Annotated in this window: 21 protein-coding genes and 1 pseudogene; 6 read left to right on the plus strand and 16 right to left on the minus strand. The window is 71.0% G+C overall.

What is annotated here, in order from left to right; genetic code table 11:
* Positions 1-3: 3 nt before the first annotated feature.
* Positions 4-304: pseudogene (locus J3486_RS43880) on the plus strand (ornithine decarboxylase); the annotation flags it as partial.
* A 328-nt stretch (positions 305-632) separates the two neighbouring features.
* Here J3486_RS43880 and J3486_RS04430 read toward each other — a convergent pair.
* Positions 633-1,265: a diguanylate cyclase gene (locus tag J3486_RS04430; RefSeq protein ID WP_207818579.1), complete on the minus strand. Its 633-nt coding sequence runs from the start codon at positions 1,263-1,265 to the stop codon at positions 633-635.
* 127 nt (positions 1,266-1,392) lie between these two features.
* A complete protein-coding gene (locus tag J3486_RS04435) occupies positions 1,393-1,809 on the minus strand; it encodes a CBS domain-containing protein (protein WP_207818580.1) in 417 nt (138 codons plus the stop codon).
* A 300-nt stretch (positions 1,810-2,109) separates the two neighbouring features.
* On the opposite strand from J3486_RS04435, the gene J3486_RS04440 reads away from it, so the two are divergent.
* From J3486_RS04440 to J3486_RS04455, 4 genes are all read left to right on the plus strand, one after another.
* Positions 2,110-2,820, plus strand: coding sequence for a GAF and ANTAR domain-containing protein (locus J3486_RS04440; protein ID WP_207818954.1), 711 nt, complete (start codon positions 2,110-2,112; stop codon positions 2,818-2,820).
* Between the two features lie 323 nt (positions 2,821-3,143).
* Entirely contained in the window at positions 3,144-5,405 is a 2,262-nt protein-coding gene (locus tag J3486_RS04445; RefSeq protein ID WP_207818581.1) for a catalase, read from the plus strand.
* Between the two features lie 359 nt (positions 5,406-5,764).
* Positions 5,765-6,856, plus strand: a complete 1,092-nt coding sequence (locus J3486_RS04450; RefSeq protein ID WP_207818582.1) for a Vms1/Ankzf1 family peptidyl-tRNA hydrolase — start codon at positions 5,765-5,767, stop codon at positions 6,854-6,856.
* Between the two features lie 234 nt (positions 6,857-7,090).
* Positions 7,091-7,423, plus strand: a complete 333-nt coding sequence (locus J3486_RS04455) for an ANTAR domain-containing protein (RefSeq protein ID WP_307804680.1) — start codon at positions 7,091-7,093, stop codon at positions 7,421-7,423.
* Between the two features lie 95 nt (positions 7,424-7,518).
* Here J3486_RS04455 and J3486_RS04460 read toward each other — a convergent pair whose 3' ends face one another.
* From J3486_RS04460 to J3486_RS04475, 4 genes are all read right to left on the minus strand, one after another.
* Positions 7,519-7,773 carry a DUF6480 family protein gene (locus J3486_RS04460; RefSeq protein ID WP_229377606.1) on the minus strand — a complete coding sequence of 85 codons (255 nt, stop codon included), beginning with the start codon at positions 7,771-7,773 and terminating at the stop codon, positions 7,519-7,521.
* Between the two features lie 420 nt (positions 7,774-8,193).
* On the minus strand, positions 8,194-9,054 hold the full coding sequence (locus J3486_RS04465; RefSeq protein WP_207818584.1) for a DUF72 domain-containing protein: 861 nt from the start codon (positions 9,052-9,054) through the stop codon (positions 8,194-8,196).
* 42 nt (positions 9,055-9,096) lie between these two features.
* Positions 9,097-9,885, minus strand: a complete 789-nt coding sequence (locus J3486_RS04470; RefSeq protein WP_207818585.1) for an OBAP family protein — start codon at positions 9,883-9,885, stop codon at positions 9,097-9,099.
* Positions 9,886-9,951: 66 nt separating this feature from the next.
* Positions 9,952-10,401: an SsgA family sporulation/cell division regulator gene (locus J3486_RS04475; RefSeq protein WP_207818586.1), complete on the minus strand. Its 450-nt coding sequence runs from the start codon at positions 10,399-10,401 to the stop codon at positions 9,952-9,954.
* Between the two features lie 326 nt (positions 10,402-10,727).
* Here J3486_RS04475 and J3486_RS04480 point away from each other — a divergent pair, with 326 nt between their 5' ends.
* Positions 10,728-10,904, plus strand: a complete 177-nt coding sequence (locus J3486_RS04480; RefSeq protein WP_207818587.1) for a hypothetical protein — start codon at positions 10,728-10,730, stop codon at positions 10,902-10,904.
* Positions 10,905-11,160: 256 nt separating this feature from the next.
* Here the strand turns inward: J3486_RS04480 and J3486_RS04485 are convergent, their stop codons facing one another.
* From J3486_RS04485 to xylB, 10 genes are all read right to left on the minus strand, one after another.
* Positions 11,161-13,467, minus strand: a complete 2,307-nt coding sequence (locus J3486_RS04485; RefSeq protein WP_207818956.1) for an FdhF/YdeP family oxidoreductase — start codon at positions 13,465-13,467, stop codon at positions 11,161-11,163.
* 98 nt (positions 13,468-13,565) lie between these two features.
* Positions 13,566-14,078, minus strand: coding sequence for an SRPBCC family protein (locus J3486_RS04490; RefSeq protein WP_207818588.1), 513 nt, complete (start codon positions 14,076-14,078; stop codon positions 13,566-13,568).
* Between the two features lie 574 nt (positions 14,079-14,652).
* Positions 14,653-15,828 (minus strand): glutathione-independent formaldehyde dehydrogenase, encoded by a 1,176-nt coding sequence (locus J3486_RS04495; RefSeq protein ID WP_207818589.1) that lies wholly within the window; start codon positions 15,826-15,828, stop codon positions 14,653-14,655.
* Between the two features lie 449 nt (positions 15,829-16,277).
* The gene (locus tag J3486_RS04500; RefSeq protein WP_207818590.1) at positions 16,278-17,801 is read right to left on the minus strand and encodes an aldehyde dehydrogenase family protein; all 1,524 of its coding nucleotides are present in this window, start codon (positions 17,799-17,801) and stop codon (positions 16,278-16,280) included.
* A 75-nt stretch (positions 17,802-17,876) separates the two neighbouring features.
* The gene (locus J3486_RS04505) at positions 17,877-19,145 is read right to left on the minus strand and encodes a GAF domain-containing protein (protein WP_207818591.1); all 1,269 of its coding nucleotides are present in this window, start codon (positions 19,143-19,145) and stop codon (positions 17,877-17,879) included.
* 164 nt (positions 19,146-19,309) lie between these two features.
* Complete coding sequence (locus J3486_RS04510; RefSeq protein WP_207818592.1) at positions 19,310-19,921, minus strand: N-acetylmuramoyl-L-alanine amidase; 612 nt, start codon at positions 19,919-19,921, stop codon at positions 19,310-19,312.
* A 54-nt stretch (positions 19,922-19,975) separates the two neighbouring features.
* A complete protein-coding gene (locus tag J3486_RS04515) occupies positions 19,976-21,010 on the minus strand; it encodes an acetamidase/formamidase family protein (protein WP_207818593.1) in 1,035 nt (344 codons plus the stop codon).
* Positions 21,007-22,518 (minus strand): APC family permease, encoded by a 1,512-nt coding sequence (locus J3486_RS04520; protein ID WP_307804682.1) that lies wholly within the window; start codon positions 22,516-22,518, stop codon positions 21,007-21,009. Before J3486_RS04520 ends, J3486_RS04515 begins: the two co-directional genes overlap by 4 nt.
* A 248-nt stretch (positions 22,519-22,766) precedes the next feature.
* Positions 22,767-23,981 carry an ROK family transcriptional regulator gene (locus J3486_RS04525; RefSeq protein WP_207818594.1) on the minus strand — a complete coding sequence of 405 codons (1,215 nt, stop codon included), beginning with the start codon at positions 23,979-23,981 and terminating at the stop codon, positions 22,767-22,769.
* A gap of 309 nt (positions 23,982-24,290) precedes the next feature.
* Positions 24,291-25,727, minus strand: a complete 1,437-nt coding sequence (xylB, locus tag J3486_RS04530; protein WP_207818595.1) for a xylulokinase — start codon at positions 25,725-25,727, stop codon at positions 24,291-24,293.
* Between the last annotated feature and the right edge of the window lie 88 nt (positions 25,728-25,815).

Consider the following 25,815-nt stretch of genomic DNA (forward strand, 5'->3'; position numbering starts at 1 on the left):
GATCTGCTGGCGTCCGGCGGCCTGGACGACCGCCGGACGCGCGGGGGCTACTTGCAGGACGCGGAGCAGCTCATGGCCGACGCGGTCCACGCCGACCACACGTTCTTCACCACCTGTGGCAGCTCCCTGTCGGTGAAGGCCGCCATGCTGTCGGTAGCCGGGCCTGAGCAGAAACCGGTCATCGGGCCTGTATGCCCGCAAGTCCGTCGTGGCCGCGCTGATCCTGTCCGGGATCGAGCCGGTGTGGGTGGGCCCCCGCTGGGACGGGGAGCGGCATCTGGCCCACCCGCCCTCCGCGGAGGAGCGACCATCGAGAAGTGGAGGAGACGTTCGCCCGGTTCGACAAGGCCGTCCCCGGCAGCGAAGAGCGCAAGCAGATCAACAAACTGCTCGCCCCAGCCGCGCGTCACGCATGAGGACGCGGCCGTCGCTCCGCACGGTGAGCCCGAGGGGAGGCCGCCGGTGCGCCCCGCCGCTCGACGGCGCAGGGCGGCTTCGGGTCCACGCGCAGGATGCGACCGTCCTCGGCACCGGTCAGGAGACGGCCTGGCCGTTGTGCGGGCCCCGGCCGATGATGACGCGGTGCCGTACGACCAGTGGGCGCGGTTCGGCCGTGGACCGCTGGGACGGCGTCACGCGGCAGCCGACCGGGCGCGCAGACAACGCCGCATCTCCTCCGCATAGGGCAGGGCCACACCGGCGCCGATGACCACCGCCAGAGCGGCGAGGTAGCGGGCGGGCAGCGGGCGCTCCTTGGGAAGCAGCCGCCAGTCGTCGGCGCCTCGGCCGCCCCGCAGCGCCGCGCGCACGTCCTCGGAGTGCAGACAGCCGGTGAACGCCAGCGCGGTCAGGGGAAGTACCTCGAGAAAGCTGTGGATGTGCTGCTCGACGGGCCGTACCTCGCGCTCGGCCGTGGCGAGGGTGACGTCCCACAGCGCTGTGGCCGAATGCGCGAGGGCCGCGCCGCCCATCACGGTGAGGACGAGCGGGTTGACACGCGCGAGCAGTCCCAGGGTGACCGGGATACCGGCCTCCGTCATCATCAGGGCGTGCACGGCGGATTCCTTGGCCCCGCTCGTCGTCTCGATGTGGGTCCTGCGGTGCATGATCCAGTCGGCTACGGCGGGTACCACCCACAGGGGCAGGACTCCGTAGAGCAGAAACCTGCGATTGGTGTCCTCGGCGTCGGTGGAGCTCAGGGGGACGCGCAGGTCAGTGCCGCTGCGCCAGTGACGCCATGAGCGGGAGAGGGTGCGCAGAGCCATGGGGACCTCCTCCTGAGGGCCTGAGGGCGAGGATCACACCGGGATCGGTGCCGCCGGGGCGGTGGCCCGCTGTGCGCGTTCGGGCTGCACGCGTCCGGCACGGGTAAGGGGCGGCCGTGGTTCAGCCTCAGTCGGAGGAAAGCGCTTCGATCAGGAGACCGGCCTCCGGTGCCGTCAGGCCGCGGGCCACGTCGGCGAGGGCGATCATGCCGACGAGGTCGTTACCGTCGATCACCGGCAGCCGATGGACCTTGTGCCGGGTCATCGTCGCGAAGATCTCCTCGGCGTCGTCGTCCGCGCCGATCGTCACGGCTTCGCCCTGTGCCAGCGTGCCCGCCTCCACCTCCGCCGGGTCAAGGCCCTCGCCCAGCACCTTCACGACGATGTCCCGGTCGGTCAGGACGCCGACGAGGCGGTTGTTCTCTCCACAGATCGGCAGCGCGCCGACCTGGAACTCCTTGAGCTTGCGTGCTGCGTCGGCAGCGCTGTCGTGGGCAGCCACGCATCGAGCGCCGCCGGTCATGATCTCTCGTGCTGTGGTCATCGCGTCGTCACCTTTCTCTTGCGCGTCGCGCCCGGCGTGTCCTGAACGCCGGACCGGTACGGCGGGTGACCTGGTGCGTGCAGCCGAAACCGGCTGAGCGCGACGGAAGGCGACCTCAGCACCGCCGACAGGCGCAGATACCGGATCCGATCGCGGACATCAGCTCCGCTCGGCGGAAGCACGCTTGATAACGTCCAGACGTATGACGCCAGGAAGGGACAGGATGCGCAGCGCCTCAGGACGGGCGGGGAGGGAGCGGTACTCGCTGGGGCGCCGCGGGCGCGGAAAGGGCATCGGATGATGGACTGGCGCGGATTCGCGACGGACATGGCGGCGATGGCCCGCACCTTCCTCGCCCGGGACTCGGTGGCCCTGACCCTGGACAAGATCGTCGAGGCCGCCGTGCAGCGCGTCGATGGTTGTGACGCGGCCGGAGTGCTGGTCCTGCGACGCGATCAGGTGACCACCCTTGTCTCCACGGAGCAGCTCGTCGACGACAGCGACCGTCTTCAGGAAGCCGAGCGCGAGGGGCCGTGCTTTGACGCCGCCGGCATGGGGCATGCCGTCTTCCGCATCCAGGACCTGTCCACGGAGGCAGTGCGCTGGCGCTCCTACGCGCCCCGTGCGCACGCGCTCGGCATCGGCAGCATGATGGGCTTCCTGCTCTACACGGACGACCAGGACAACCTGGGAGCCCTGAACCTCTACTCCCGCCGCCCCGGTGCCTTCGACGACGACAGCGAGACCGCCGGCTGGCTGCTGGCCGCGCACGCCGCCGTCGCTCTGTCCGGCGCCCACGAACACGCCACTCTGCAAAGGGCCGTGGACTCCCGTCACGTCATCGGCGAAGCGATGGGCATGCTCATGGAACGCCACCACATCGACGAGGAAGCCGCGTTCACAGTGTTGCGTCGCTACTCGCAGGAGAACAATCTCAAACTGCGCGACGTCGCCCGGCAGTTCACAGACAAAGGCACGCAGCCGACCGGGGACGGCGTCCACGGTCCTTGACCGAACCTGGGTCTTCGCCCGTGCCCTGCGTACAGAGACTGCCCGCCGGAGGGCAGCCGTCGACTGCCCCGACCGGGTCGACACCGGCTGATGCACCACTTCCAGCACATTCGGCGAGCCAGGTGCCCACCGATGAGCCAGCGGTCCGGTCGGCCCGTGCCCGCCCTTCCTGAGCGCGGTCGTGCCCGGGATCGACGTTTTCGCTCGTGGGCGAAGGGCACCCGGGGCGCCTCGTGCCGGCGACTGGCCCTGCCGTGCGGCAGCCGCGCGAGGCGGTGCGCGCATCTCCATCGCGCACAGCACCCCCGACACAGGAGCATCAGATGGACAATCCGGCCAAGGCAGCAGCGCAGAAACTCAAAGCCGCGGTCACCGGCGGCCACGGCCCCGAAGGGGGCGTTCCCGGCAAGCCGGCGCCGGAGTCACCGACACTTGCCGAGCCGACGGAGCCACGCGGCCCGTTGCCGCCCAAGCCCGACCAGCGCGGCCCGCGGACGGTGAGCCCCACCGGCGCCCCGACGGGAGCCGACCGGACCGCCGTCGCCCAGCAGGGCGAGCGCCTGACCACGGCCCAGGGCGACCGGCTGCACGACACGGATCACTCCCTGAAGGCCGGACCGCGCGGGCCCGTCCTCCTCCAGGACCACCACCTGCGGGAAAAGATCACACACTTCGACCACGAGCGGATCCCGGAGCGTGTCGTCCACGCCCGCGGCGCGGCCGCCCACGGGACCTTCCGCAGCTACGGCAGGGCGGCGAACGTCACCAAGGCCGCCTTCCTGCAAGAAGCAGCCGAGACCGAGGTGTTCGTACGGTTCTCCACCGTCCTCGGCTCCCGCGGTTCGGCGGACACCGTCCGTGACACCCGTGGTTTCGCGACGAAGTTCTACACCGCTGAGGGAACCTTCGACCTCGTCGGGAACAACATCCCGGTGTTCTTCATCCAGGACGCGATCAAGTTCCCCGACATCATCCACGCCGGCAGGCCGCACCCGGACCGGGAGATCCCGCAGGCGCAGAGCGCGCACGACACGTTCTGGGACTTCGTCACCCTGCACACCGAGGCCACCCATCACACGCTGTGGAACATGTCCGACCGGGGCATCCCCCGGTCCTACCGCATGATGGAGGGCTTCGGCGTTCACACCTTCCGGCTGCAGAACGCCGCCGGCGGGACCACGCTGGTCAAGTTCCATTGGAAGCCGAAACTCGGCGTGCACTCGCTGGTGTGGGAGGAAGCCCAGATCGCCGGGGGAGTGGACCCCGACTTCCACCGCCGCGACCTCGCCGACGCCATCGAGGCGGGCGCCTACCCGGAGTGGGAACTGGGCATCCAGACGTTCCCCGACACACCTGAGCAGACCTTCGAGGGCATCGACCTGCTGGACCCCACGAAGATCGTCCCGGAGGAACGGGCGCCGGTGCAGCCCATCGGACTGCTCACCCTGAACCGCAACCCGTCGAACTACTTCGCCGAGACCGAGCAAGTGGCCTTCCACGTCGGTCACATGGTCCCCGGCATCGACGTCACGGACGACCCGCTCCTCCAGGGGCGCCTCTTCTCCTACCTCGACACCCAGATCACGCGCCTGGGCGGTCCCAATTTCGGCCAGCTGCCCATCAACCGGCCGCACGCCCCCGTCAACGACATGCTGCGTGACGGTATGCACCAGACGGCCGTGCACCGCGGGGTGGCGCCCTACCACCCCAACTCCCTCGACGGGGGGTGCCCGTTCATGGCGGGCGCGACCACCGGAGCGGACATCGAGGTCCCCGTCGAGCTGCCGGCCGCCCACAAGGTCCGCGAGGTCCCTGCCTCGTTCGACGACCACTTCGGCCAGGCCCGGCTGTTCTGGCTGAGCATGAGTCCGACCGAGCGCGAGCACATCATCGCCGCCTACACCTTCGAACTGGGCAAATGCTACGAGCAGGCGATCAAGGAACGTGGGCTTCAGGCGCTGGCGAACATCGATGGCGACTTGTGCGCCCAGGTCGCCGCCGGGCTCGGGCTCCCGGTGCCGCAGCCCACCGAACCGTTCCGCGACGCGACGCCCAGCCCGGCCCTTTCCCAGCTGGGCCACACCTGGCCGCTCGACGGACGGCTCATCGGCATCGTGACCGACGGCACCCACGATCTCGACGGCGTACGGGCCGTGCGGGAAGCCGTGTCGAGCGTCGGCATGGTGCCGCTCGTCATCGCTCCGGCAGGCGGCAAGCTGGATCCGGACGGCGAGCCGATCGTCGTGCAGAGGACCTTCGCGACCGCCCGGTCCATCGAGTTCGACGCTCTCCTGGTGTGCGGAGCGCCGCGGGCCGGTGCCGACGCGTTCCCCGCCCGGAGCGCGAAGGCGAAGGACGCCGCCGAGGGCCTCGACCCCCGTCTGCGTCTCCTCCTCGACGAGGCGTTCCGCCACGGAAAGGCCATCGGCGGATGGGCGGGAGCGGACAGGGCCTTGGAGGAGGCGGCTCTCCCGGTCGACGCCCCCGGCATCGTTCTCGCCGACAGCGGCCCGGCCGCACTCGACCGGATGACGGACCTCCTTTCCAAACACCGTGTCTGGGAGCGCTTCGGCATGCCTGTGTGACGACGTTGGGCCCGCGGCCGCTTCGCCGGTACGTTCCGACGGTCGGGCGAGGCGGGCCGTCCTCCATCGGGGTGCGTGCGCCGCGACGAGGCTCAGAGCGGCAGGGCAGGCTGTCGATCCGCGATGGGGCGGCGCTGTTTCGTATGAATGAGCGGTACGCCGTATGGAACCCAGCGCGAAGTCGAGCGCGAACGGCCTCGGCCACGGGCGGTGTTGCCCGCCCCGGCCCGCCCGCCCCGTGCTGCTGCCACAAAGACGGGGGCAGCGAACCGGACGTCGCAAGGAGCGTCGGCCGGTGATGCCGGGTCAGGCGATCGAACCCCCTCGTCCGAGAAGAACCGACAACATTGGAGGAAGTCATGGATCTCTCCCACCTCACACCCCTCTGCGAGCGTCCCGGTCCCTGGGCGAGCGTCTACGTCGACACGTCCGCGCACTCCGAGTCCACCGCTCTCGAGCGGTCCGTCGAAGCCACGGCGGTTCAGCGCACACTCAAGACCGCCGGTGCCGACGACGAGACGTGCCGGGCCGTCCGGACGGCCGTCGACGAGATGCGCCACACGCGGGAACCGGTCGGGCGCGCCCTGTTCGCCACGCAGGGAGAGGTCGTCCTGGACCTGCCGCTGAGCACGCCGCCGACCGCATCGGCCCAGTGGGCGCCGATGCCCCGCACCACGCCGCTGCTCGACCTCGCGGGCGAGGACCCCCTCTGCCTGATCGCCCACATCGACCGCAAGGGCGCCGAGCTGGATCTTCACTCCGCGCGCGAGGACCGGCACCTGGGCGAGGTGTCCGGCGACCAGTGGCCGGTGCACCGCGCAGGCCGGAACAATTGGGCGGAGCGGCATTTCCAGCTCCGCGTGGAGAACACCTGGGAGCACAACGCCACCGAGATGGCCCGGGCCCTGGAGACCTGCCAGGCCGACACGCGCGCTGAACTGATCCTCTTGGTCGGCGACGACCGGGAGTGCGCGGCCGTCCGGGACAAGCTGCCCAAGGCGCTGCGGGAGAGGACTGTCAGGTGCCGGCACGGAGCCGGGAGCCGCTCGCTCGGCATGGAGATAGCACGCATCCAGGCAGAACACGTGGCCTACCGCGCCGACCGGTCGGTGGGGGACTTCGCGGCGGCTCGTGGCCGGGACGGGGCCGCGGCGAGCGGAGTCCCGGCAGTGGTCGACGCCGCGCGCCAGCACCGCCTCGCCGAGCTGTTGGTGCGCTCGGACGGCCCGGACACGCATCGTGAGGTCTGGGTCGGAGCCGATCCCGACCAACTCGCGACGAGGCGCACCGACGCCGTCGCTCTCGGAGCGGCCGAACCGGTCTCCGCGCGGGCGGACGACGCGCTGATGAGGTGCGCGGCCGCCGGCGGCGCCTCGGCCCTGTCCGTCGCCGGGGCCGTACCGGGCTCGGGCCCGCCCGGAGGACTTGGCGCGCTGCTCCGCTGGACGTGATTCACCGGCGCTGACGGCGGCCGGTCCCGCCGAGGAACAGCCCGGCACCACCTGGAAGCTGGAGAAGCGATCCCCTTTGCTCCAGTTGCGTTGTCCTCGACGCGTTCGCGGGCTGTTCCTTGCCACGGGCCCCGATGGAGGAGACGGTGAGGTGAGACCGCAGTCTCTTCGGAATGGGCGGACCTCGTGGCTTTCTTCGCAATCTTCCCCTCACGCCCCCTCGAACTGCTGTCCGTGACAGATCTCGCCCGCGCCCACGAACGTCTCAACGTCGAGGTCGAAGATCTCCGGCGTGCGGTGCCGTCACGTGCCGTGATCGACCAGGCCATCGGCGTGGTGATCGCGATCAGTCAGTTGTCGGCCGAGGAGTCGTTCGGCGTGCTGCGCGAGGTGTCGCAGCGCTCCAATGTGAAGATCCGTGAGGCCTCCGCACATCTTGTCGCCTTCGCCCGCGGTGAGGCGATGCCCGAAGCCGAACGCGCCGAGCTGGATCGCGCGCTGGCCCGGTGCGCGGCAGCACCGGAGCCGAGAACCGACCGCCGTCGGCCGGACTCACCGGCGGGCTGACCGACGGGCGCGGCCGACGGCGGGCACAGCACCGACGTCCTGGTCCTGCGACAGTCCCGACGCCCGCGACGGTCTCGCCTTCGGGGGCCAAGTGCTCACAAGGAAACGGCGTACATCAGGAAGAAGGCGGCGAACAGCAGGACGAGGACGCCGATGGCGATCAACGGTCCCGCTGACCGGCCGCGCGTCGAATCGCGCGTCTCCTCCGGACCGGCGCCGCCGGGCGGGACGCCGCCGCCCGGTTCGAGGCCCGTGGTGGTGCGGGGGTCCGGGTCAGGATTGCCAGAAATGGCGGGCGGGTGCCCAGGTGGAGCCCGCTGATACGGGAACTTCGCGCGGGCATCGAGCATCTCGGCGGTCACGGTCTTCCGAGGACCGGTGAGCGCGTTCTCCCCGCGCGTCCGGCAGCGGGCGTCGCCACACGCCGAGCCACCGCTGACACGGTGAGGGTTACGGGACCGGCCACGGGCCACTCGTCCCGCGCCCTGTCAACTGTCCCGAGGAGCTACCGCCCTGCGCGATCGTTCGGTGTCGACCGACACGAACCTGCTCGGCATCTACCTCAACGACCACCCTGCCGGAGCGACGCTCGCGGTGAACAGGACACGGTCCCTGGTCGGGTCGACCACCGCGTCCGATCGCGAACTGGCCGACGCGCTGCGTCCCGTCATCGCTGAACTGGTCGAGGACCGTACCGCCTTGATCCAGGCGATGGGCGCGCGCGGCATTCGCGTAGTCCCGCCTTCGGCCAGTGTCAGTCCTGCCCTCGATCATGTGTCCGGTCGGTCTGCGTGCAGCAGGTGGACCATCTGCTCGGCGGCCCGCACCGATGCGTCACCGCAACAGTTGTTGAACAGCAGGTGCACCCGCTCCGCCTGCTCGGACAGTGCGCGCACGCGCGGCAGCCACTCGGCCAGTTCGCTTTCGGAGTACCCGTGCCGGAAGCGTTCCTCCTTGCTGCCCCGCCCCCATGACGTGCTGCGTCCGTGGAACCGTACGACGGCCAGCCGGGGCGAGGTGACAGGTGTGAGGGGCGGCAGCGAGGCCGCCAATCCCTGGGCCATGTCGACGCCGACCGCGGTCATGCCGTGCCGCGCGAGCGTCGTACACGTGTGATCGGCCTGTTCCGCCCGCCACCAGTCCGGGTGCCGGAACTCCACTGCGACGGGCCAGCCGGCCGTGCGGCGTGCGGTCCGCGCGAGGATCCGCTCGGCGCGGGCGCCGGGCCGCAGCCACGGCGGGAACTGGAAGAGCAGACTGCCGAGCCGCCCGGCCGTGCGCAGCGGCTCGACTCCCTCCGCGAAGCGTGCCCACACCTCGTCGAGCACACCGTCGTCCCGCGTATCGGCCGGCAGCCGTTTCGGCATGACCGCCTGGCGTGTGGGGTGCCCGGTCAGCAAGGAGAACGCCTTGACGTCGAAGGTGAACCCCGCGGGTGTGCGGTCGGCCCACGTCCGGCTGACTTCCTGTCGCGGCAGCGCGTAGTACGACGCGTCGGCCTCGACGAGCGGGAACCGTCCGGCGTAGTACCGCAACCGCCCTTCGGTATCGCGCTGCCCGGACGGATACCAGCCGCTGCGCATCAGCGCCGGATCCGTCCACGAACACGTGCCTACGAGAATGTCGCCCATGAAGGCCGCGTACCCACGAGACGGGCTCCTGCCCGTCGACGGTCAGCGGCGGAAGTCGACCTCTTCGATGCGCGTCTGAACCGACCGGCCGCTTTCCCACGCGTTGGCTCCCGGAGCGATCTCGGGCACGGCGATGTCCGCGCGACCATGCCGTTTGCGCGTCGTGGAGACGCCGAGCCTCTCGTCCCGGTCGCTGATCGCCTCGTCACCGGCCTGCCCGTCCGCGGTGAAGCCCATCATCAGCTGAGGGATGCCGTACGGAAAGTCGTCGCGGTCGTACTGCCAGGTGTGGAACGTCTTGCCGTACGTGGACACGAGATCCTCGAAGTAGGCGTGCTCGGCCAGGTCGGGGATGCCGGGAGCGACGAGGATGCCGGAGGAGACCTCGTAATGGTGGCTGTGCCACAGGCGCTTCTCTTCGTCGGGCAGAGCGCGGAACCGCTCCTCGCTGATGATGTACTCGATGCCGATCAGGCGGGCGTCCGGTGCGTTGCGATCGAAGATCACGCACTGGTGCAGGTCATGCTGGAGGTGGATGCAGAAGTGCGTGGCCTCCACCTGCCGGCCCATGGCGTCGGCGTACATGTGGAAGCCGTTGAGGTACGTGCTCATCGCTCGGACCGGATACTTCGTCTGCAGTCCGGCGGCCGCCAGGTCGAGGGCGCGGTGCTTGAGCGGATGCCCCTTGCCGACCTGGCCGAGTGTCGCGGCCTTCTTGGCGACGAGAAGTCCGGCGGCGGTCGTCAGGCCGGCCAGTGCGCCGATCCCGAGACTTGCCGCCGAACCCTTGGCGGGACTGCGCGGGAGGCGTTTGCCGTGGAGGAATGCCATGCGGCTGCGGGTGCCCGACGGCCGACGGCCCTAACAGAGCGGACGGGTCTTCGTCGCCGCGAACGCCTAGGCGCCCTGGAAGAGCCGGGTGATGACGGCGTTCCAGTCGATGTACGCCTCCTCGCGGCCACGGGGAACGAGTCGCAAGGTGGTGTCCAACCAGGTGGCGATGGACTCCCGCTCGGTGTCCAGGACGGCGCAGTTGCCGGGCCGTCCGAGGCGGATACGCACGCGCGGTGGCCCGCTGGGCGGTGCGACGGGCCAGATCGCGACATCGCCGAGGCCCTCGTGCCGACGCACCCCCGCCAGGAGGGACTCGCGGGACAGGTCCCAGCTGAGGTCGGCGCCGGGGGCGGACAGTGACAGACGTACGGCGTACGGGTCGACCTCTGTGTAGTGCAGCTCCGTCCGCAGAACGACGGGGGAGGGGTTGTCTTCGGTGAGCAGGAGGGCGCGGTCGTGCAGCGTGGTGACGCGGTGGGGGTGGTACTCGACGGTGGTGCGGGGAGAAGGCATCAGCTCACTCCATGAGGCAGACCGATCGGTGATGCCCGACCGCGTGTGGCCGCCGAGTCGGTCCGGCGGCACGGGGCCGGATGTGCCTGTCGTCCCAAGCACGTTGCGGTGCCGGGGTTCCCGCGAGGACGCGGCCTATGCGGTGCACGGGGCCCTGGCTTGGTCCGGGTCGGCAGCGTCGGCCGGGTGCACGGGGGTTCGTGGGCCGGCACGTACTGCTCAGGCAGGGTCGCCTTGACACGGTCGGCGGTGTGCATGAGGTGCCACGCCGCGGGGCACCCGAGGCGCTCCGCGGCCATCGGGTAGCGGACAGGAAAGGGGTGATCATGAGGGACGAGTGGGACGGGGAAGGGGACGTGGAGAGCGAGACGCGCGTCGCTCTGCTGCCGGACGGGCTGGTGGTCACCATCGCTGTGGAACCGGGCACGTCGCAGGACGAGGTGGCCATGCTGGCCGTGCAGGCGTGGCAGGGGCTGCCCGAGCCGGACGTCCCCAACGACTGAGGGACCCGCGCGCCCGGACGATGTGCCCCGGGCCCCATGTCGAGGAGGGTGCAGCGGGGGCGGACCGAACATGGTCCGACCCCGCTGCACCCTGTTCCCACGGGTTGTTGCCGTCGGCCTTCAGCCGGTGGCCGGTGGCCGGCGGCCGGGACTCGGCTCGGTCCGCAGGACGGCTCGCCGAGCTGAGACCCTCGACGCCGGTCGTGCCCCCCGGGAGACACACCCGGGCGCGCCGACGAGCCGCAGTGCCGACTCCTCAGGTGCCGGAGCGCGGTTCGAGGCGGACCACCACCGACTTCGAGGTCGGGGTGTTGCTCCGGTCGGCCACGCTGTCCAGCGGAACGAGGACGTTGGTCTCCGGGTAGTAGGCGGCGACGCATCCGACGGGGGTCGAGTAGGAGACCAGCCGGAAGTCCGGGGCCCGGCGCTCTACGCCGTCACGCCAGACACCGACGATGTCGACGCGGTCACCGTCCTCGTGCCCCAGGGCCCGCAGATCGGCCGGGTTGATCAGGAGAACCCGCCGTGAGCCGTGGATCCCCCGGTACCGGTCGTTCACCGTGTACGGGACGGTGTTCCACTGGTCGTGCGAGCGCAGGGTCTGCAACAACAGATGTCCGGCCGGAGCCCGCGGCACGGCGAAGTCGTTGGCGGTGAACAGCGCCTTGCCGGAGGGGGTCGGGTAGACACCGTCGTTGACGGGGTTGGGCAGCCCGAAACCGCCCGGTGCGGCGACGCGGGAGTTGAAGTTGTAGAAGCCCGGTACGACGCGTGAGATCCGGTCCCGGATGTGACCGTAGTCGGCCTCGAAATCCTCCCAGGGGACGGGAACCTTGTCGCCGAGGGTGCGCCGGGCCAGCCTGCTGAGGATGGCCACCTCGCTGAGCAGGTGCTTCGACACCGGTTCGCGGCGCCCGTGCGAGGCGTGGATCTGGCTCATCGAGTCCTCGACCGTGAGGAACTGGTCGCCGCCGGTCTGCCGGTCGCGTTCGGTGCGCCCCAGTGTGGGCAGGATCAGCGCCGTCTCCCCGCACACGGTGTGCGAGCGGTTGAGCTTGGTGGAGATGTGCACCGTCATCCGGCAGCGGCGCATCGCGTCAGCCGTGACGTCGCTGTCGGGTGTGGCGCGCACGAAGTTGCCGGCGAGCCCCACGAAGACCTTGATCTTTCCCTGTTTCATGGCGCGGATCGTGTTCACCGAGTCCAGCCCGTGCGCGGACGGCGGCGTGAAGGAGAACTCCTTGCCGAGCGCGTCGAGGAACTCCTGCGGCATCTGCTCCCAGATGCCCATGGTCCGGTCGCCCTGGACATTGCTGTGGCCGCGCACCGGGCAGACTCCGGCGCCCGGTTTGCCGATGTTGCCGCGCAGCAGCAGGAAGTTCACGACCTCACGGATCGTCGGTACGGCGTGCTTGTGCTGAGTGAGGCCCATCGCCCAGCAGACCACGACGCGTTCGCTGGCCAGCACCCGGTCGCGCAGCTCCTCGATCTGGGCCCGGCTCAGCCCTGTGGCGGCGAGCACGTCGGGCCAGGAGACGGTGGAGCGCAGGTGCGCGGCGAACTTCTCGAAGCCTTCGGTGTGCGTGTCGATGAACCGGCGGTCCAGGACGCTGCCGGGTGCTGCCTCCTCGGCTTCGAGCAGCAGCAGGTTCAGTCCCTGGAACAGGGCCAGGTCGCCGCCGAGACGAATCTGCAGGAACTGGTCGGCGATGTTGGTGCCGCGGCCGACGACTCCGCGGGCCTTCTGCGGGTTCTTGAAGCGCATCAGGCCCGCCTCGGGCAGCGGGTTGACGGCGACGATCTTCCCGCCGCGCCGCTTGGTCTCCTCCAGAGCGGTCAGCATGCGGGGATGGTTGCTGCCCGGGTTCTGCCCCAGCGTCAGGATGAGATCGGCGTGGTGGATGTCGGCCAGGCTCACGTCGCCCTTGCCGATGCCGAGCGTTTCGTGCAGGGCGGTGCCACTGGACTCGTGGCACATGTTCGAGCAGTCCGGCAGATTGTTGGTGCCGAGGGCGCGGGCCAACAACTGAAGGACGAAGGCGGGCTCGTTGCCGGCCCGGCCTGACGTGTAGAAGACCGCCTCGTCGGGGTCGTCCAGGCCGCGCAGTTCGTCCGCCAGAAGCCCGAGGGCCGCGTGCCAGTCGATCGGCTCGTAGTGGTCCGATCCCGGCCGCTTCACCATCGGGTGGGTCAGCCGGCCCTGCTGGTTGAGCCAGCGGTCGGAGGCGCGGGCAAGGGCGGAAACAGGGTGACGGGCGAAGAACTCGGGTGTGACGCACCGGGTGGTGGCGTCGTCGTTGGTGTGCTTGGCGCCGTTCTCGCAGTACTCGTTGCGTTTGCGCTCGCCGGGTGCCGGGTCGGGCCAGGCACAGCCGGGGCAGTCGAATCCCTTGGTCTGATTCAGCTCCAGCAGATTCAGCGTGGTGCGGCGCGGCGAGGTCTCCTCCAGTGAGTACTGCACCGCGTGGGCCACGGCCGGCACGCCGGCCGCCCACGTCTTGGGCGCCGTCGTCCTCACCTGTCCGGCTCCGGGGTCCTGCGTCGACGTCTCTTTCTCGGGCATGGCGATCAGCTTCTCCTTCGGCGCCACCGCGCCGCACGGCTCGCGGCCGGGCGTGGCGGGCTGGTCCTTCTTGCGGGTGACGATCCAGTGGGGGGGACTCACCCGGTCGGCCAGTGCGGCACCGGCCGCTGGTGATGGTCGGCGTGCGGCTCCACCAGGCCGTCGCGGACGGTGCCGCGCCACGCTCCGCTCGCCACGCCCTGGACCTGGATGTACTCCTTGAAGCCGCGCATGCTCGCGTGGATCTGGCGTCCCACCAGTCCCAGGGAGTCGGCGGCCCGCTCCAGCAGGGTGTGCGGGGTGAACTCGACGACGTACTCGACCCTGCAGCGCTGTTCGCCGAGCGGGGCGAACCGCACGGTGCCGTGGTGGTGCGGGGCGTGCAGGCTCATCCAGGAGACGCGCTCGTCGGGCCGCTGGTCGACGACCTTCGCGTCGAACTCACGGGACACGCCGCGGCACCGGACGACCCAGTGCGAGAGCGTCACCTGCGGCTTGTCGACCCGCACGACGGCGTCCATGAAATGAGGAAAGCTCTCGAACTGCGTCCATTGGTTGTACGCCGTCGTCACCGGCACGTCCACGTCGACCGATCCGCGGACCTCACTCATGGACAACTCCTTCGTACGGACCGATGAGCGGCCTGGGTACCCGGGTTCGAAGGAGGTCAATCGCCGGGTCGGCCGCGCCCAGTGTCAGGCTATGGCGGCGACGCTGATACCGCCTGATACCAGCGATGCCGGTGAGGGCGATGGGTAGGTCGGCGCGTGCGCCTGGATGTGGCCGGTGGCCGGTGGCTGGCTGGAGGGTCGGTGTCCTTCCGGTGAGGCGATTCGGATCCCTCGCCCCGGCCCTCACACGCAGGTCAGCCGGCGGAGGTGTCCCTTCTCCCGCCAGGGCCGCGGCTGCCCTTCCGGGCCGAGGAGTATCGGGTCTTCCCGCACGTCCCGCATCGCGTCTTCCTCTTGCCGGCGCGGGCATCGAGGTGGTCCCGCAGCAACTGCCGCAGCACTTCACGTCCCAACCAACGGTGCGAACTGCGACTCGAGTGCGTCATGACGGGCCCGGGCCACAGCCGGCCTGGAAAAAAGCCAGCCTGGGAAAAGGCCAGCCTGGAAAAGGCTCAATGCCGGCCGTTCTGCGGGCTGGTCCGGAGAGTGGACAGGACGGCCGGCTTGTGCCCCCCTACCGCTTGCGACCGTCTCCGTGCCCGTTGGGGTGCAGCAGCACCTTGGTCCAGCCCTCGTCGCGGGCGTCGAAGTGCTCGTAGGCAGTGGGAGCCTCATCCAGGCCGAGCTCGTGGGACACCACGAAGCTCGGCTTTGCCTTCCCGCCGGCGATCAGGTCGCGCAAGGCCCGGTTGTACCTCTTGACCGGGGCCTGTCCCGTGCCCATGTGCTGACCCTTGAACCACATCATGCCGAAGTCGATCGGCACCTTGCCCTGCGCCTCCATCTCCCCTTGAGCCTCGGCGCCGCCGGTGTCCTGGGGAAGGAGCACCCCCACCACGCCGATGTCGCCTGTGAACCTGACCGAGTCGATAAGGCCGTTGAGCGTGAGGCTGGCGTCCTCGTGTCCCTGGGGGTCGTGCGCCTGGTAGCCGACACATTCACAGCCGTTGTCGGCGCCCAGGCCGAGGGTGGCGTCCTTGATGACCTCCGCCGGCTCCTCCTCCGCGGTGTTGATCGGGATGGCCCCGATCTCCTCCGCTTTGCGGAGCCGGTCGGGCTGGTGATCGGCGACCCAGACGCGGCCGGCGCCCTTGAGGAGGGCGGAGTAGGCCGCCATCAGCCCGACGGGGCCGGCCCCGAAGACGACGGTCTGGTCGCCCGGTTTGACATGGGCCATCTCGGTGGCGTGATAGCCGGTGGGAAAGATGTCGGCGAGCATCACGTAGTCGGCCTGTCGTTCGGCGGCGTCCTCGCCGAGGCGCAGTGCGTTGAAGTCGCCGTAGGGCACGCGCAGCAGTTCCGCCTGGCCGCCTTGGTAGGGGCCCATGTCGGCGAATCCGTAGGCGGCTCCGGCGAAGGCGGGTTCCGGCTGCATGGTCAGGCAGTAGTTGGTGAGTCCCTGCTCGCACTGTTTGCAGAAGCCACAGGCGATGTTGAAGGGCAGGACCACGTACTCGCCGACCTGGACCTTGCTGACGGCCGGGCCGACTTCCACGACTTGGCCCAGGTTCTCGTGGCCGAGGGTGCGGCCGGACTCGAACGAGGTGCGGCCCTCGTACATGTGCAGGTCCGAACCGCAGATGTTGGTGGTGGTGATCTTGACGATGATGTCGCAGGGGTGCTCGATCTTCGCGTCCGGTACGTCCTTGATCATGACCGTTCGCGGTCCTTCGTATACCGCTGCTTTCATGATTGCTTCTTTCGGTGCTGCGGTGCGGCCGCGGCACGTCTGCGATGGAGGCGGGACGCACAGCCTGACTCCCGCACGTCGATGTGATGGAGTTCCCGACTGCGGTTCGTCCCTGTGGTCCGTTCACCCGGTACAGGTGGAACGGTGTTGCTGCCGCCGAAGCGCCGAGCGGATGGCCGGCCCATGGCGACCCGCTCCTGGGTGCCCCCCTCGTGCGGCACGAAACAACCACGTATCGCTCCGTTCCCGTTCTCCGTCGCGTGATCCGCCGGAAAGTCCCCGATAGGACTCCGTGGGGTCTTCTCGTTCATGCTGTTCGGGAGCGTGTCGGACAGGCGACATGCGGCACGTGGATGATCTGCGATGTGAGTCGGGCTCTGGCCCCAGTGGGACGCACGGAAGGCGCCCGACCGGTAAAAGTCCCAGGTCAGGCGCCTTCTTCGGTGCATCTAGAAGAAGCCGAGCCGCTGCGCCGAGTACGACACCAGGAGGTTCTTCGTCTGCTGGTAGTGGTCCAGCATCATCTTGTGGTTCTCCCGGCCGATGCCCGACTGCTTGTAGCCGCCGAACGCCGCGTGGGCCGGGTACGCGTGGTAGCAGTTCGTCCAGACGCGGCCCGCCTGGATCGAGCGGCCCGCTCGGTACGCCGTGTTGATGTCGCGGGTCCACACGCCCGCGCCGAGGCCGTACAGCGTGTCGTTGGCGATCTTGATGGCGTCGTCGAAGTCGGTGAAGGACGCGACCGAGACGACCGGGCCGAAGATCTCCTCCTGGAAGATGCGCATGCGGTTGGTGCCCTCGAAGATGGTGGGCTGGACGTAGTAGCCGCCCGCCAACTCGCCCTCGTACTCGATGCGCTGGCCGCCCGTGAGGACCTTCGCGCCCTCCTGCTGGCCGATGTCCAGGTAGGAGAGGATCTTCTGGAGCTGGTCGTTGGAGGCCTGGGCGCCGATCATCGTGTCGGTGTCCAGGGGGTGGCCGGGCTTGATGGCCTCGGTGCGGGCGATCGCCGCGTCGATGAACTCGCTGTAGTGGCCCTGCTGGACGAGGGCGCGCGAGGGGCAGGTGCAGACCTCGCCCTGGTTCAGGGCGAACATCGTGAAGCCTTCGAGGGCCTTGTCGCGGAAGTCGTCGTCCTTGGCCCAGACGTCGTCGAAGAAGATGTTCGGGGACTTGCCGCCGAGCTCCAGCGTCACCGGCTTGATGTTCTCGGACGCGTACTGCATGATCAGCCGGCCCGTCGTCGTCTCGCCGGTGAAGGCCACCTTCGCCACGCGGGAGGAGGAGGCCAGCGGCTTTCCCGCCTCCACGCCGAAGCCGTTGACGATGTTGACCACGCCCGCCGGCAGCAGGTCCTTGATCAGACCCATCCAGACGTGGATCGAGGCCGGGGTCTGCTCGGCGGGCTTGATGACCACCGCGTTGCCCGCCGCGAGGGCCGGGGCCAGCTTCCATGTGGCCATCAGGATCGGGAAGTTCCACGGGATGATCTGTGCGACCACACCGAGCGGCTCGTGGAAGTGGTAGGCGACCGTGTCGTCGTCGATCTCGGAGAGGCTGCCCTCCTGCGCCCGGATCGCGCCCGCGAAGTAGCGGAAGTGGTCGATGGCGAGCGGGATGTCGGCGGCCAGGGTCTCGCGGACCGGCTTGCCGTTCTCCCAGCTCTCGGCGACCGCGAGGAGTTCGAGGTTCTGCTCCATCCGGTCGGCGATCTTGAGGAGGATGTCCGCGCGGGCACCGGGCGAGGTGCGGCCCCAGGCGGGCGCGGCGGCGTGCGCGGCGTCGAGGGCGCGCTCGACGTCCTCGGCCGTGCCGCGCGCGATCTCGGTGAACGGCTGCCCGTTGACCGGGCTCGGGTTCTCGAAGTACTGGCCGCGGGCGGGCGGTACGTAGGCGCCACCGATGAAGTGGTCGTAGCGGGCCTCGTAGGAGACGACGGAGCCCGGGGTGTTCGGGGCCGCGTAACGGGTCATCGTGGGGTGCCTCCTGTCTCGGCTGCCCGCCGTTGGGCAGCTTTCGTCCGGAGGCTAGGAACGCGGACGTTGCAGCTACGTTGCGTGCGGGGGCGGCGCGCTCTGTTCGGCGTCCAGTGCGGCGAGCCGGGCCAGGACCGGCGGCGTTGGCCGGACCGCCGCGAGGGCCTGCCACACGTCGAGGTCGTCCTCGCCCCACGGCGTGTGCGCCCAGTCGGCCAGCAGGTCGGGATCGCCGCGGGCGACGAGGGCAGCCCGCAGCCCGTCGGCGAGCCTGCGCCGGATGCGGGCCACGGCAGGCGCCTGTGACGCGGGCAGCAGCGGGCCCGTATAGGCGGACGCGGCGGCCGTCACCGCCCCGGAGCCGAGCCGGCGCTCGACCGTGTCGAGGTCCGATTCGACGGGTGCGGTCAGGCGGTAGGGGCGGGACGTGAGCACGTCGGGGCCCAACACCCGCCGCAGCCGCGCCAGTTCGACCCGGAGCGTCACCGGGGTCACGGACTCGTCCTCGTACAGCAGACAGAGCAGTTCGTCGCCGGTCAGGCCCTCCGGGTGGCGGGCCAGCACGACGAGCAGCTCGCTGTGGCGGCGGCTGAGCCGGGTCTTGCGTCCTGACGGCGTGAGCAGCAGGGCCTCGTCGCGGCCCAGGACGCTCAGGCGCAGCCCTTGTTCGGTGGCGGACTGCGGTGCGAGCAGTGCCAGTTGGGACTCGGCGGCGCGCGCCACCGCCTGCACGAACGCCAGGCTGTGCGGATGCGCCAGACCGTCGCCGCCGGTGATGTCGACCGCGCCGAGCAGCCGGCCGGAGTGCGGGTCGTGCACCGGCGCCGCCGCGCACGTCCACGGCTGCACCTCACGGATGAAGTGCTCGGCGGCGAACACCTGCACGGGGCGGTCCACGGCGACCGCGGTGCCCGGCGCGTTCGTCCCCATCGCCGATTCCGACCAGCGGGCGCCCGGCACGAAGTTCATCCGGCCCGCCCGCCGCCGTGTCCCCGGGTGCCCCTCGACCCACAGGAGTCTGCCCTGTGCGTCGCACACGGCCAGGAGATGCTCGCCGTCCGTCGCGAACGTGCCCATCAGCTCGCGGAACAGCGGCATCACCCGGGCCAGCGGATGCTGTGCGCGGTACGCGCCCAGGTCCCCGTCGGTCAGCTCCACCGAAGCGGAGGCCTCCGGACTGACGTGCGCGCCCGCCGAACGGCGCCACGACGCCGCCACCACCGGCCGCACCGGACGCACGACGGTGCCCGCCGCGGTGAACCGGTCATGGGCGCGGCGCAGCGCCCGCATCCGCTCGGACGGATCGGTACCCGGCTCCAGGGCGACCCATGGATCGGTCAACTCCGCCTCCCCGCACAGTTCTCGCACCGCTCCCGACGGCTGTGGGGACATCGTCGCTCCGGGGACAGAGGTCGACAAGGAGGGCGGCGCCGATCGCGTGAGGTGGCACATGCCGCACACGTGCGTGAAGATCGGCGCCGCAGCCGGTTCGGGCGGGGCGAACGTCAGGAGAAGTTGACGATCCGGATGTAGCGGGACCAGTCCCAGTACGGGCCCGGATCCGTGTGGTCGGTGCCGGGCACCTCGGAATGGCCGATGATGTGCTCGCGGTCCATCGGGATGCCGTAGCGCGCGCAGATCGACGCGGTGAGGGCCGCCGACTGCTCGTACATCGCGTCGGTGAAGTACGCCGGCTGGTCCACCCAGCCCTCGTGCTCGATCCCGATGCTGCGCGTGTTGTAGTCCCAGTTCCCCGCGTGCCAGGCGATGTTCTTCTCCCGCACGCACTGCGCGATGTGCCCGTCGGCCGAGCGGACGACATAGTGCGCGGACACCTGCTTGGCCGGGTTCTGGAAGATGGCGAGGGCGTCGGCGTACGTCTCCTGCGTGACATGGATGATCACGTAGTCGACCGGATAGGACGCCGGCCGGCTGGACACCGTGTAGTTGGACGTGCTGGCGGGGACGGACTCGGCGGGAGGGTAGTCGACGGCGAGCGCCTGGGCGTCGGCGCGGCCCGCGCCGAGGAGCGCCCCGGGCACCGCGGCGAGCGCCCCGGCCTGGAGGAGACGGCGGCGGCTGGTGCCGCCGGTGTGCTGTTCTCTTGCTCGGTCCATGACGATCCTGCCTTTCGACTGGCTCGGACGGTGGGGGGAGGTGAACCGGCAGTGCTACCGCACCCGGAACGGCTCGGGCGCCGGGAGCGTCGCCGCGATCTCGCGCAGCCGCGCATGCATCCCGCGGTGCGTCTCGCGCACCGGCAGCCACTCCTTGCGGAGCTTGGCGATGCACGTGTAATTGGTGTCGCAGACGTTGGCGAGCGGCGACTCGACGGTCTGCGTCGCGAACTGATAAGCGTCCAGCTCGCTGAAGCCGTAGTCCCGCACGAGCCACTGCACCAGGTCGAGCTGGGATATCCGGAACGCGTCCTCGAGCGGACGGGCCGAGCCCGTCGAGATGATGTGGGTGTCCGACTCGATGCGGGGCCACGGCGTCGCCACGCCCTTGAGCAGCTCCACGACCACGACGGTGCGCATCGCGCACTCGACGGCCACACCGCAGGTCTCGCCCTCGCCCTGCCGGGCGTGCCCGTCACCCAGGCTCAGCAGCGCGCCCTCCACGTTCACCCCGAGATAGCAGGTGACGCCCGCGCGCATCTCCGGCGTGTCCATGTTCCCGCCGTGCGCGTCGGGTACGAGCGCCGAGCGGACCTCCAGGTTCGCCGGAGCCACGCCGACCGTCCCGTGCATCGGGTCCATCGGCAGTTCCATGGTGAACTCGCTGTCACGGGCGGCGAACTGAGCGGTCCGCCGGTCGTGGTCGAGCTGCCAGATCCAGACCTGCTCCGGCAGCGGCGGCTGCAGCGTGGCCGTCGTGTGCGTGGACGTCAGCGCCCCGAACAGCGGCACCGTCGTGGACGCCGCCCAGTCACGGGCCGGCTCCACCGACACGAAGTGCACGGCGACCGTGTCGCCCGGCTCCGCGCCCTCGATGTGGAAGGGGCCCGTCTGCGGATTCAGGTAAGGGAACTCGCAGACCTCCGAGACGAGATCCTTCTCCGAACGGATCCGGCCGCCGTAACAGTCCTCCGTGTACAGATCGAGCACCGTGCCGGGCGCGATGCGGGCGACGGGCGGCGCGCCGCCGAACGTCCAGGCGTACTCGCCGGGTTCGGGCCGGACCGTCAGCATCCGGGGGTCGCTCATGAGGGCTGTGCTCCGCTCTGTGTGGGGTGGACGGTGGGCGCCTCGTCGTCGAGGTGGACCCGTGCGGTCTCCGCTATCCGCTCCGGGCGCCGGCGCAGCAGGACCACCAGGACGACAACGCCGAGCGCGAGCCAGACTGCGACGACCGGGCCCGCGTACGACACCGGCGCGGTCAGCTCGGTGACGAAGTCGAAGACGGGCAGCCCGGCCGCCGTCAGGAGCGCGGGCACGAAGGCCGCGATGCCGAGCAGCGGGAACAACAGGTGCCGCACCGGCCGCAGTTCGGCGCGAGCCCGACGCAGGAAGTAGCTCGCGCAGGCCACGTTGGTGATGATGTACACGCCGATGATCACCGTCACGATGACCGTGGCGAGCAGCAGGAACGCCGTGACCGGGTCATAGGCGAAGCCCAGGCCCAGCATCGCCGCCACCGCCACCATGAACTGCAGCACCACCCCGACGACGGGGGAGCGGCGCACCGGGTGCAGACGGGTGAACGCGCGCGGGAAGACGCCGACCCGGCCGAGGGCGAAGGCGGTGCGGGTCGACACCGTTGCGCACGCGTTGGCGTTCGCCACCGTCGAGTTGACCACGGCCAGGAAGACCAGGACCCAGAACAGTCCGAAGGACGCACGGGCCACGCCCTCCCAGGACGCCGGGCCCGAGCTGCCGAACGTGGAGAACTTGTCGGGTCCCACGTACACGGCCATCGCGTACGTCGTGATCACGTACACCAGCCCGATGGACAGGGCCGCGCCGAGCACCGCCCGGTGCATCGTGCGCCGCGGGTTCTTGGTCTCCTCGGCGAGCGGCGCCGCCGCCTCGAAACCGGCGAACGCGAGAACCGTGTACACGGACCCGGCGAAGACCCCGCTGAATCCCGCGAAACCGTCGGCCGTGTGTGAAGTACCGAACACCGAGAGGGTGTTGCCGTCCCCCGCCTTCACGATGAGCAGCACCGCGAAGACCAGGAAGACCAGAACCTCGAAGACGCCCAGCACCGTGCCGAAGCGGGCCGAGGCGCGGATGCCGACGTAACCGGCGACCGCGATGACGGCGGCACCCGCCAACGACCACGGCCACCACAGATCCGCGGGGTACGAAGCCCATTCGTCGTGCAGGGTGCCCGCCGTCGTGAACCCCAGCTGCAGGAGCAGCAGCGGTGGAACGAGCGCCTCCACGAAGACATAGCCCCAGCCGACGAGGAAACCCACCGCCGGGTGCAGCCCCTGCGCCGCGTACGTCGCCACGGATCCGGCCGCCGGCATCCGGCGGGCCAGCTCGGCCACGCACGACGCGGTGAACAGACAGGCCACCAGGGCGATCAGCACGGACAGCGGCAGGCTGCCGCCCGCGAACGCCGCTCCCGACGGGATCGACGCGGCGACGGCGGCGGCCGGAGCCATCGCGGTCACGCTCTGGAACAGCACCTCACGCAGCCCGATCGCCTCACGGCGCAGGCCGGGACCGGCTGGTGCGGCCCCGCTTCCGGCAACGTCCCCCGACACAGGAATCCCCCTTCCCGTGCGCACGCCGCCGCCCGTCGGGCGGACGGGAGCGCGGCGCCTCGCGTGAAGTACGGTACGGGGCCCGCAGGTTGGGGCGGAAGAGGGCGCGGCGGATCTGTGGACAACTCTCGGGTTGTGCATACCCGCACGTCAGAGCCGCTTCAGAGGTTCGGACCACTGGCGGTGAAGGGCGACGCGGGTGCGCCGGATGCGCTGCTCCTTCCCGGCGCGCCGTCGTGGTCCGTCCGTCAGCCGCCCGCCGCGACCGACCCCACCGGATCGTCGAGCACCGCCCGTACCACCGAGTGCGCGGCCCCCAGCAGCGGCCCCTGCGAACCGAGTCCGGACACCAGCACACCGTCCGCCGGAGCCGCCATACGCCGCGTCAACTCCTTGTCCAGGGACGGGAGAAGCCAGGGGGCGAGTCGGGAGAGCGCGCCGCCGAGCACCACCGCGCGCGGATCGAGCAGATTCACCGCGCCGGTCAGCGCGATGCCGAGCGCGGTACCTGCGCCGCGCAACGCCTTGCGGGTGGCTGCGTCCCCGGCCTCGGCCCGCCCGGCCAGCAGCGACACCCGGTCGGCGCCCGGCCCGAGCCCCGCCGCGCGCAGCACCGCCTCCTCGCCCGCGTACTGCTCCAGGCAGCCCCGGCCGCCGCACGGGCACGCCGGGCCCTCGGGGCGTACCGGCACGTGCCCGAGCTCGCCCGCGAACCCCCGCGCCCCGCGCAGCAGCCGGCCGTCCACGACGAGTGCCGCGCCGATGCCGATCTCGGCCGACACGTGCAGGAAGTCGGCCGGGCATGCGTCGGCCAGCCAGAGTTCGGCGAGGGCGCCGAAGTTCGCCTCGTTGTCGACGGTGAGAGGTGTACCGTGCGGCGGCAGCACGTCGTCCGGCAGCAGCGCGGCGACGTCCGTGTCGTGCCAGTCGAGGTTCGGGGCGCGCACGACGGTCCGCGTGTCCCGCCCCACGAGGCCGGGCACCGCCACCGCGAGCCCCGCCGGACGCAGCCCCTCGTCCCGCGCCTGAGCGTTCACCTGCCGTATCAGCTCGGCGAGTTCGGCCAGGACCGGCCGCGCGGCCCGCCCCCGGTTGGCGACCCGGAGCTCCGCACGGGCCCGCACCTCGCCGCGCAGGTCCACCGCGCACACCGCGAGATGATCCACGCCCACCTCGGCGCCGATCCCCGCGGGCCCCCGGCCGCTGACCGCGAGCGCCGAACCGGGCCGGCCCACACCGCCGGGCCGCTGCGGTCCCAGCTCCTCCAGGAGCCCGGCCCGGATCAGCTCGTCGACGAGCGTGGAGATCGCGGCCCGCGTCAGACCGATGCGCTGGGCCACCGATGCCCGCGACAGCGGCCCCTCGGCGGCCACCGTGTGCAGCACGCGGGAGAGATTGCGGCGGCGCATGGCCTGTTGGGTGTCCGGCGTCCCCGGGCGCGGGCGGTGCAGTGGTGCGGTCATGCGGACATCGTCGCAGGGCAGGGGGCGCCGCGTGTGCCCGGCCCGGATGCGTCCGCCGCCCGCATGTTCATGCCCGCTCCGGCAGCGGGGCGGCGCCCGCCGGATCCGGGGGGTGTGCCCGGCCCGGATGCGTCCGCCGCCCGCATGTTCATGCTTGCTCCGGCAGTGGGGCGGCGCCCGCCGGATCCGGGGTGTGTGCCCGGCCTGGATCCGTCCGCTGCCCGCATGCTCATGCTCGCTCCAGCAGTGGCGCCGCGCCCGCCGGAATCGGGTGTGTGCCCGGCCCGGATCCGTCCGCTGCCCGCATGCTCATGCTCGCTCCAGCAGCGGCGCCGCGCCCGCCAGAACCGCCGAGATCCGCTCCATCGTCGCCGCGTCCCGCTCCGCCGGATCGAGGACCGGCCCGCGCGCGGTGTCCCAGCGCCGGGCCACCGCGGCCGGGTCCTCGCCGGTGAGCAGCCCCGCCGCCTGCGCGGCGGCGCCGAGCGCCACCAGTTCGCGGGCCTCAGGGACCTGCACGGCCCGGCCGGAGAGCCGCCGCACCGTCTGCTGCCAGGCCGTGCCGCGCGCCCCGCCGCCGATGAGCAGCAGCGGGACCGTGGGGTCGGCGTCGGCGTCCAGGACCCGGTCGAGCGCGCCGAGCAGGGCGTGCACCGCCCCGTCGTACGCGGCCTGGAGCAGCTGCCCGCCGGTCGTGTCGTGCCGCAGCCCGGTCAACAGGCCCGAGGCGTCCGGCAGATCGGGCGTCCGCTCGCCGTCGAGATAGGGCAGCACGGTCGCGCTCCCGCCCGCCTCCACCGCCTCCCGGTCCAGGCCGAGCAGCGCCGCGATCCGGTCGACGGCGAGGGTGCAGTTCAGGGTGCAGGCGAGCGGCAGCCAGTCGCCGCGTGCGTCGGCGAACCCGGCGACGGTCCCCGAGGGGTCGGCGGGCCGGTTCCGTGACACCGCGTACACCGTCCCCGAGGTGCCGAGGCTGAGCACCGGCGTGCCGGGACGCAGCCCGAGGCCCAGCGCCGCCGCGGCGTTGTCACCCGTGCCCGCCGCCACCAACGTGCCCTTGGCGAAGGGGAGTTCACCGGCGGCGTCGCGGACCGTGCCCGCGACCTCACCCGGCCCCACCACGCGGGGCAGCAGCGCGGCGTCGAGCCCCACCCGGTCGAGCACGTCCGCGTCGTACGCCTCGGTGGACGACGCCCACCATCCCGTACCGGACGCGTCGCCGCGGTCCGTGGTGCCCGCGCCCGTGAGGCGTCCCGTCAGATAGTCGTGGGGGAGACGCACGGCCGCCGTCGCCCGTACCGCGTCCGGTTCGTGCTCCGTGAGCCACGCCCACTTGGCGACGGTGAACGAGGCGCCGGGCACGCTGCCGAACCGCTCCGCCCACGCCTTGGGCCCCCCGAGCTCGTCCACCAGACGCCGGGCCTGCGGCGCGGACCGCACGTCGTTCCACAGTAGCGCCGGACGCACCGGCCGCCCCTGCGCGTCCAGGGTCACCAGGCCGTGCTGCTGTCCGCCGACGGACACCGCCGAGGCCCGCCGGGCCGCGTCCCCGCACTGTGCGAGCGCCGTGCGCAGCGCCGCGTACCACTCCTCGGGGTCGCTCTCTCGGCCCGCGCCCGAGGACACCGTGTGCGCGGCCTGCCCGCTCGCCACGACCGCGCCGGTGGCGACGTCGACGACCAGCGCCTTGGTGGACTGGGTGGAACTGTCGATCCCTACGACGAGGGGACCGTCGGCAGCGGACATGCGGCTCTCCAGACTCATGTGACTCACTCACTGATGATCCACCGGTGTGACCGTCCGGGGGCGGGCCGCAACTGTGTCTGCCGTACGG

Origin of the sequence: Streptomyces sp. VRA16 Mangrove soil, assembly GCF_017377775.1 — a bacterium.
Classification (GTDB): domain Bacteria; phylum Actinomycetota; class Actinomycetes; order Streptomycetales; family Streptomycetaceae; genus Streptomyces.

Excerpts from the sequence above, each read along its gene's own strand:
- J3486_RS04430 (WP_207818579.1), bottom strand. The coding sequence starts at position 1,265 with ATGGCTCTGCGCACCCTCTCCCGCTCATGGCGTCACTGGCGCAGCGGC.
- J3486_RS04435 (WP_207818580.1), bottom strand. The coding sequence starts at position 1,809 with ATGACCACAGCACGAGAGATCATGACCGGCGGCGCTCGATGCGTGGCT.
- J3486_RS04440 (WP_207818954.1), top strand. The coding sequence starts at position 2,110 with ATGGACTGGCGCGGATTCGCGACGGACATGGCGGCGATGGCCCGCACC.
- J3486_RS04445 (WP_207818581.1), top strand. The coding sequence starts at position 3,144 with ATGGACAATCCGGCCAAGGCAGCAGCGCAGAAACTCAAAGCCGCGGTC.
- J3486_RS04450 (WP_207818582.1), top strand. The coding sequence starts at position 5,765 with ATGGATCTCTCCCACCTCACACCCCTCTGCGAGCGTCCCGGTCCCTGG.
- J3486_RS04460 (WP_229377606.1), bottom strand. The coding sequence starts at position 7,773 with ATGCTCGATGCCCGCGCGAAGTTCCCGTATCAGCGGGCTCCACCTGGG.
- J3486_RS04465 (WP_207818584.1), bottom strand. The coding sequence starts at position 9,054 with ATGGGCGACATTCTCGTAGGCACGTGTTCGTGGACGGATCCGGCGCTG.
- J3486_RS04470 (WP_207818585.1), bottom strand. The coding sequence starts at position 9,885 with ATGGCATTCCTCCACGGCAAACGCCTCCCGCGCAGTCCCGCCAAGGGT.
- J3486_RS04475 (WP_207818586.1), bottom strand. The coding sequence starts at position 10,401 with ATGCCTTCTCCCCGCACCACCGTCGAGTACCACCCCCACCGCGTCACC.
- J3486_RS04480 (WP_207818587.1), top strand. The coding sequence starts at position 10,728 with ATGAGGGACGAGTGGGACGGGGAAGGGGACGTGGAGAGCGAGACGCGC.
- J3486_RS04485 (WP_207818956.1), bottom strand. The coding sequence starts at position 13,467 with ATGCCCGAGAAAGAGACGTCGACGCAGGACCCCGGAGCCGGACAGGTG.
- J3486_RS04490 (WP_207818588.1), bottom strand. The coding sequence starts at position 14,078 with ATGAGTGAGGTCCGCGGATCGGTCGACGTGGACGTGCCGGTGACGACG.
- J3486_RS04495 (WP_207818589.1), bottom strand. The coding sequence starts at position 15,828 with ATGAAAGCAGCGGTATACGAAGGACCGCGAACGGTCATGATCAAGGAC.
- J3486_RS04500 (WP_207818590.1), bottom strand. The coding sequence starts at position 17,801 with ATGACCCGTTACGCGGCCCCGAACACCCCGGGCTCCGTCGTCTCCTAC.
- J3486_RS04510 (WP_207818592.1), bottom strand. The coding sequence starts at position 19,921 with ATGGACCGAGCAAGAGAACAGCACACCGGCGGCACCAGCCGCCGCCGT.
- J3486_RS04515 (WP_207818593.1), bottom strand. The coding sequence starts at position 21,010 with ATGAGCGACCCCCGGATGCTGACGGTCCGGCCCGAACCCGGCGAGTAC.
- J3486_RS04525 (WP_207818594.1), bottom strand. The coding sequence starts at position 23,981 with ATGACCGCACCACTGCACCGCCCGCGCCCGGGGACGCCGGACACCCAA.
- xylB (WP_207818595.1), bottom strand. The coding sequence starts at position 25,727 with ATGTCCGCTGCCGACGGTCCCCTCGTCGTAGGGATCGACAGTTCCACC.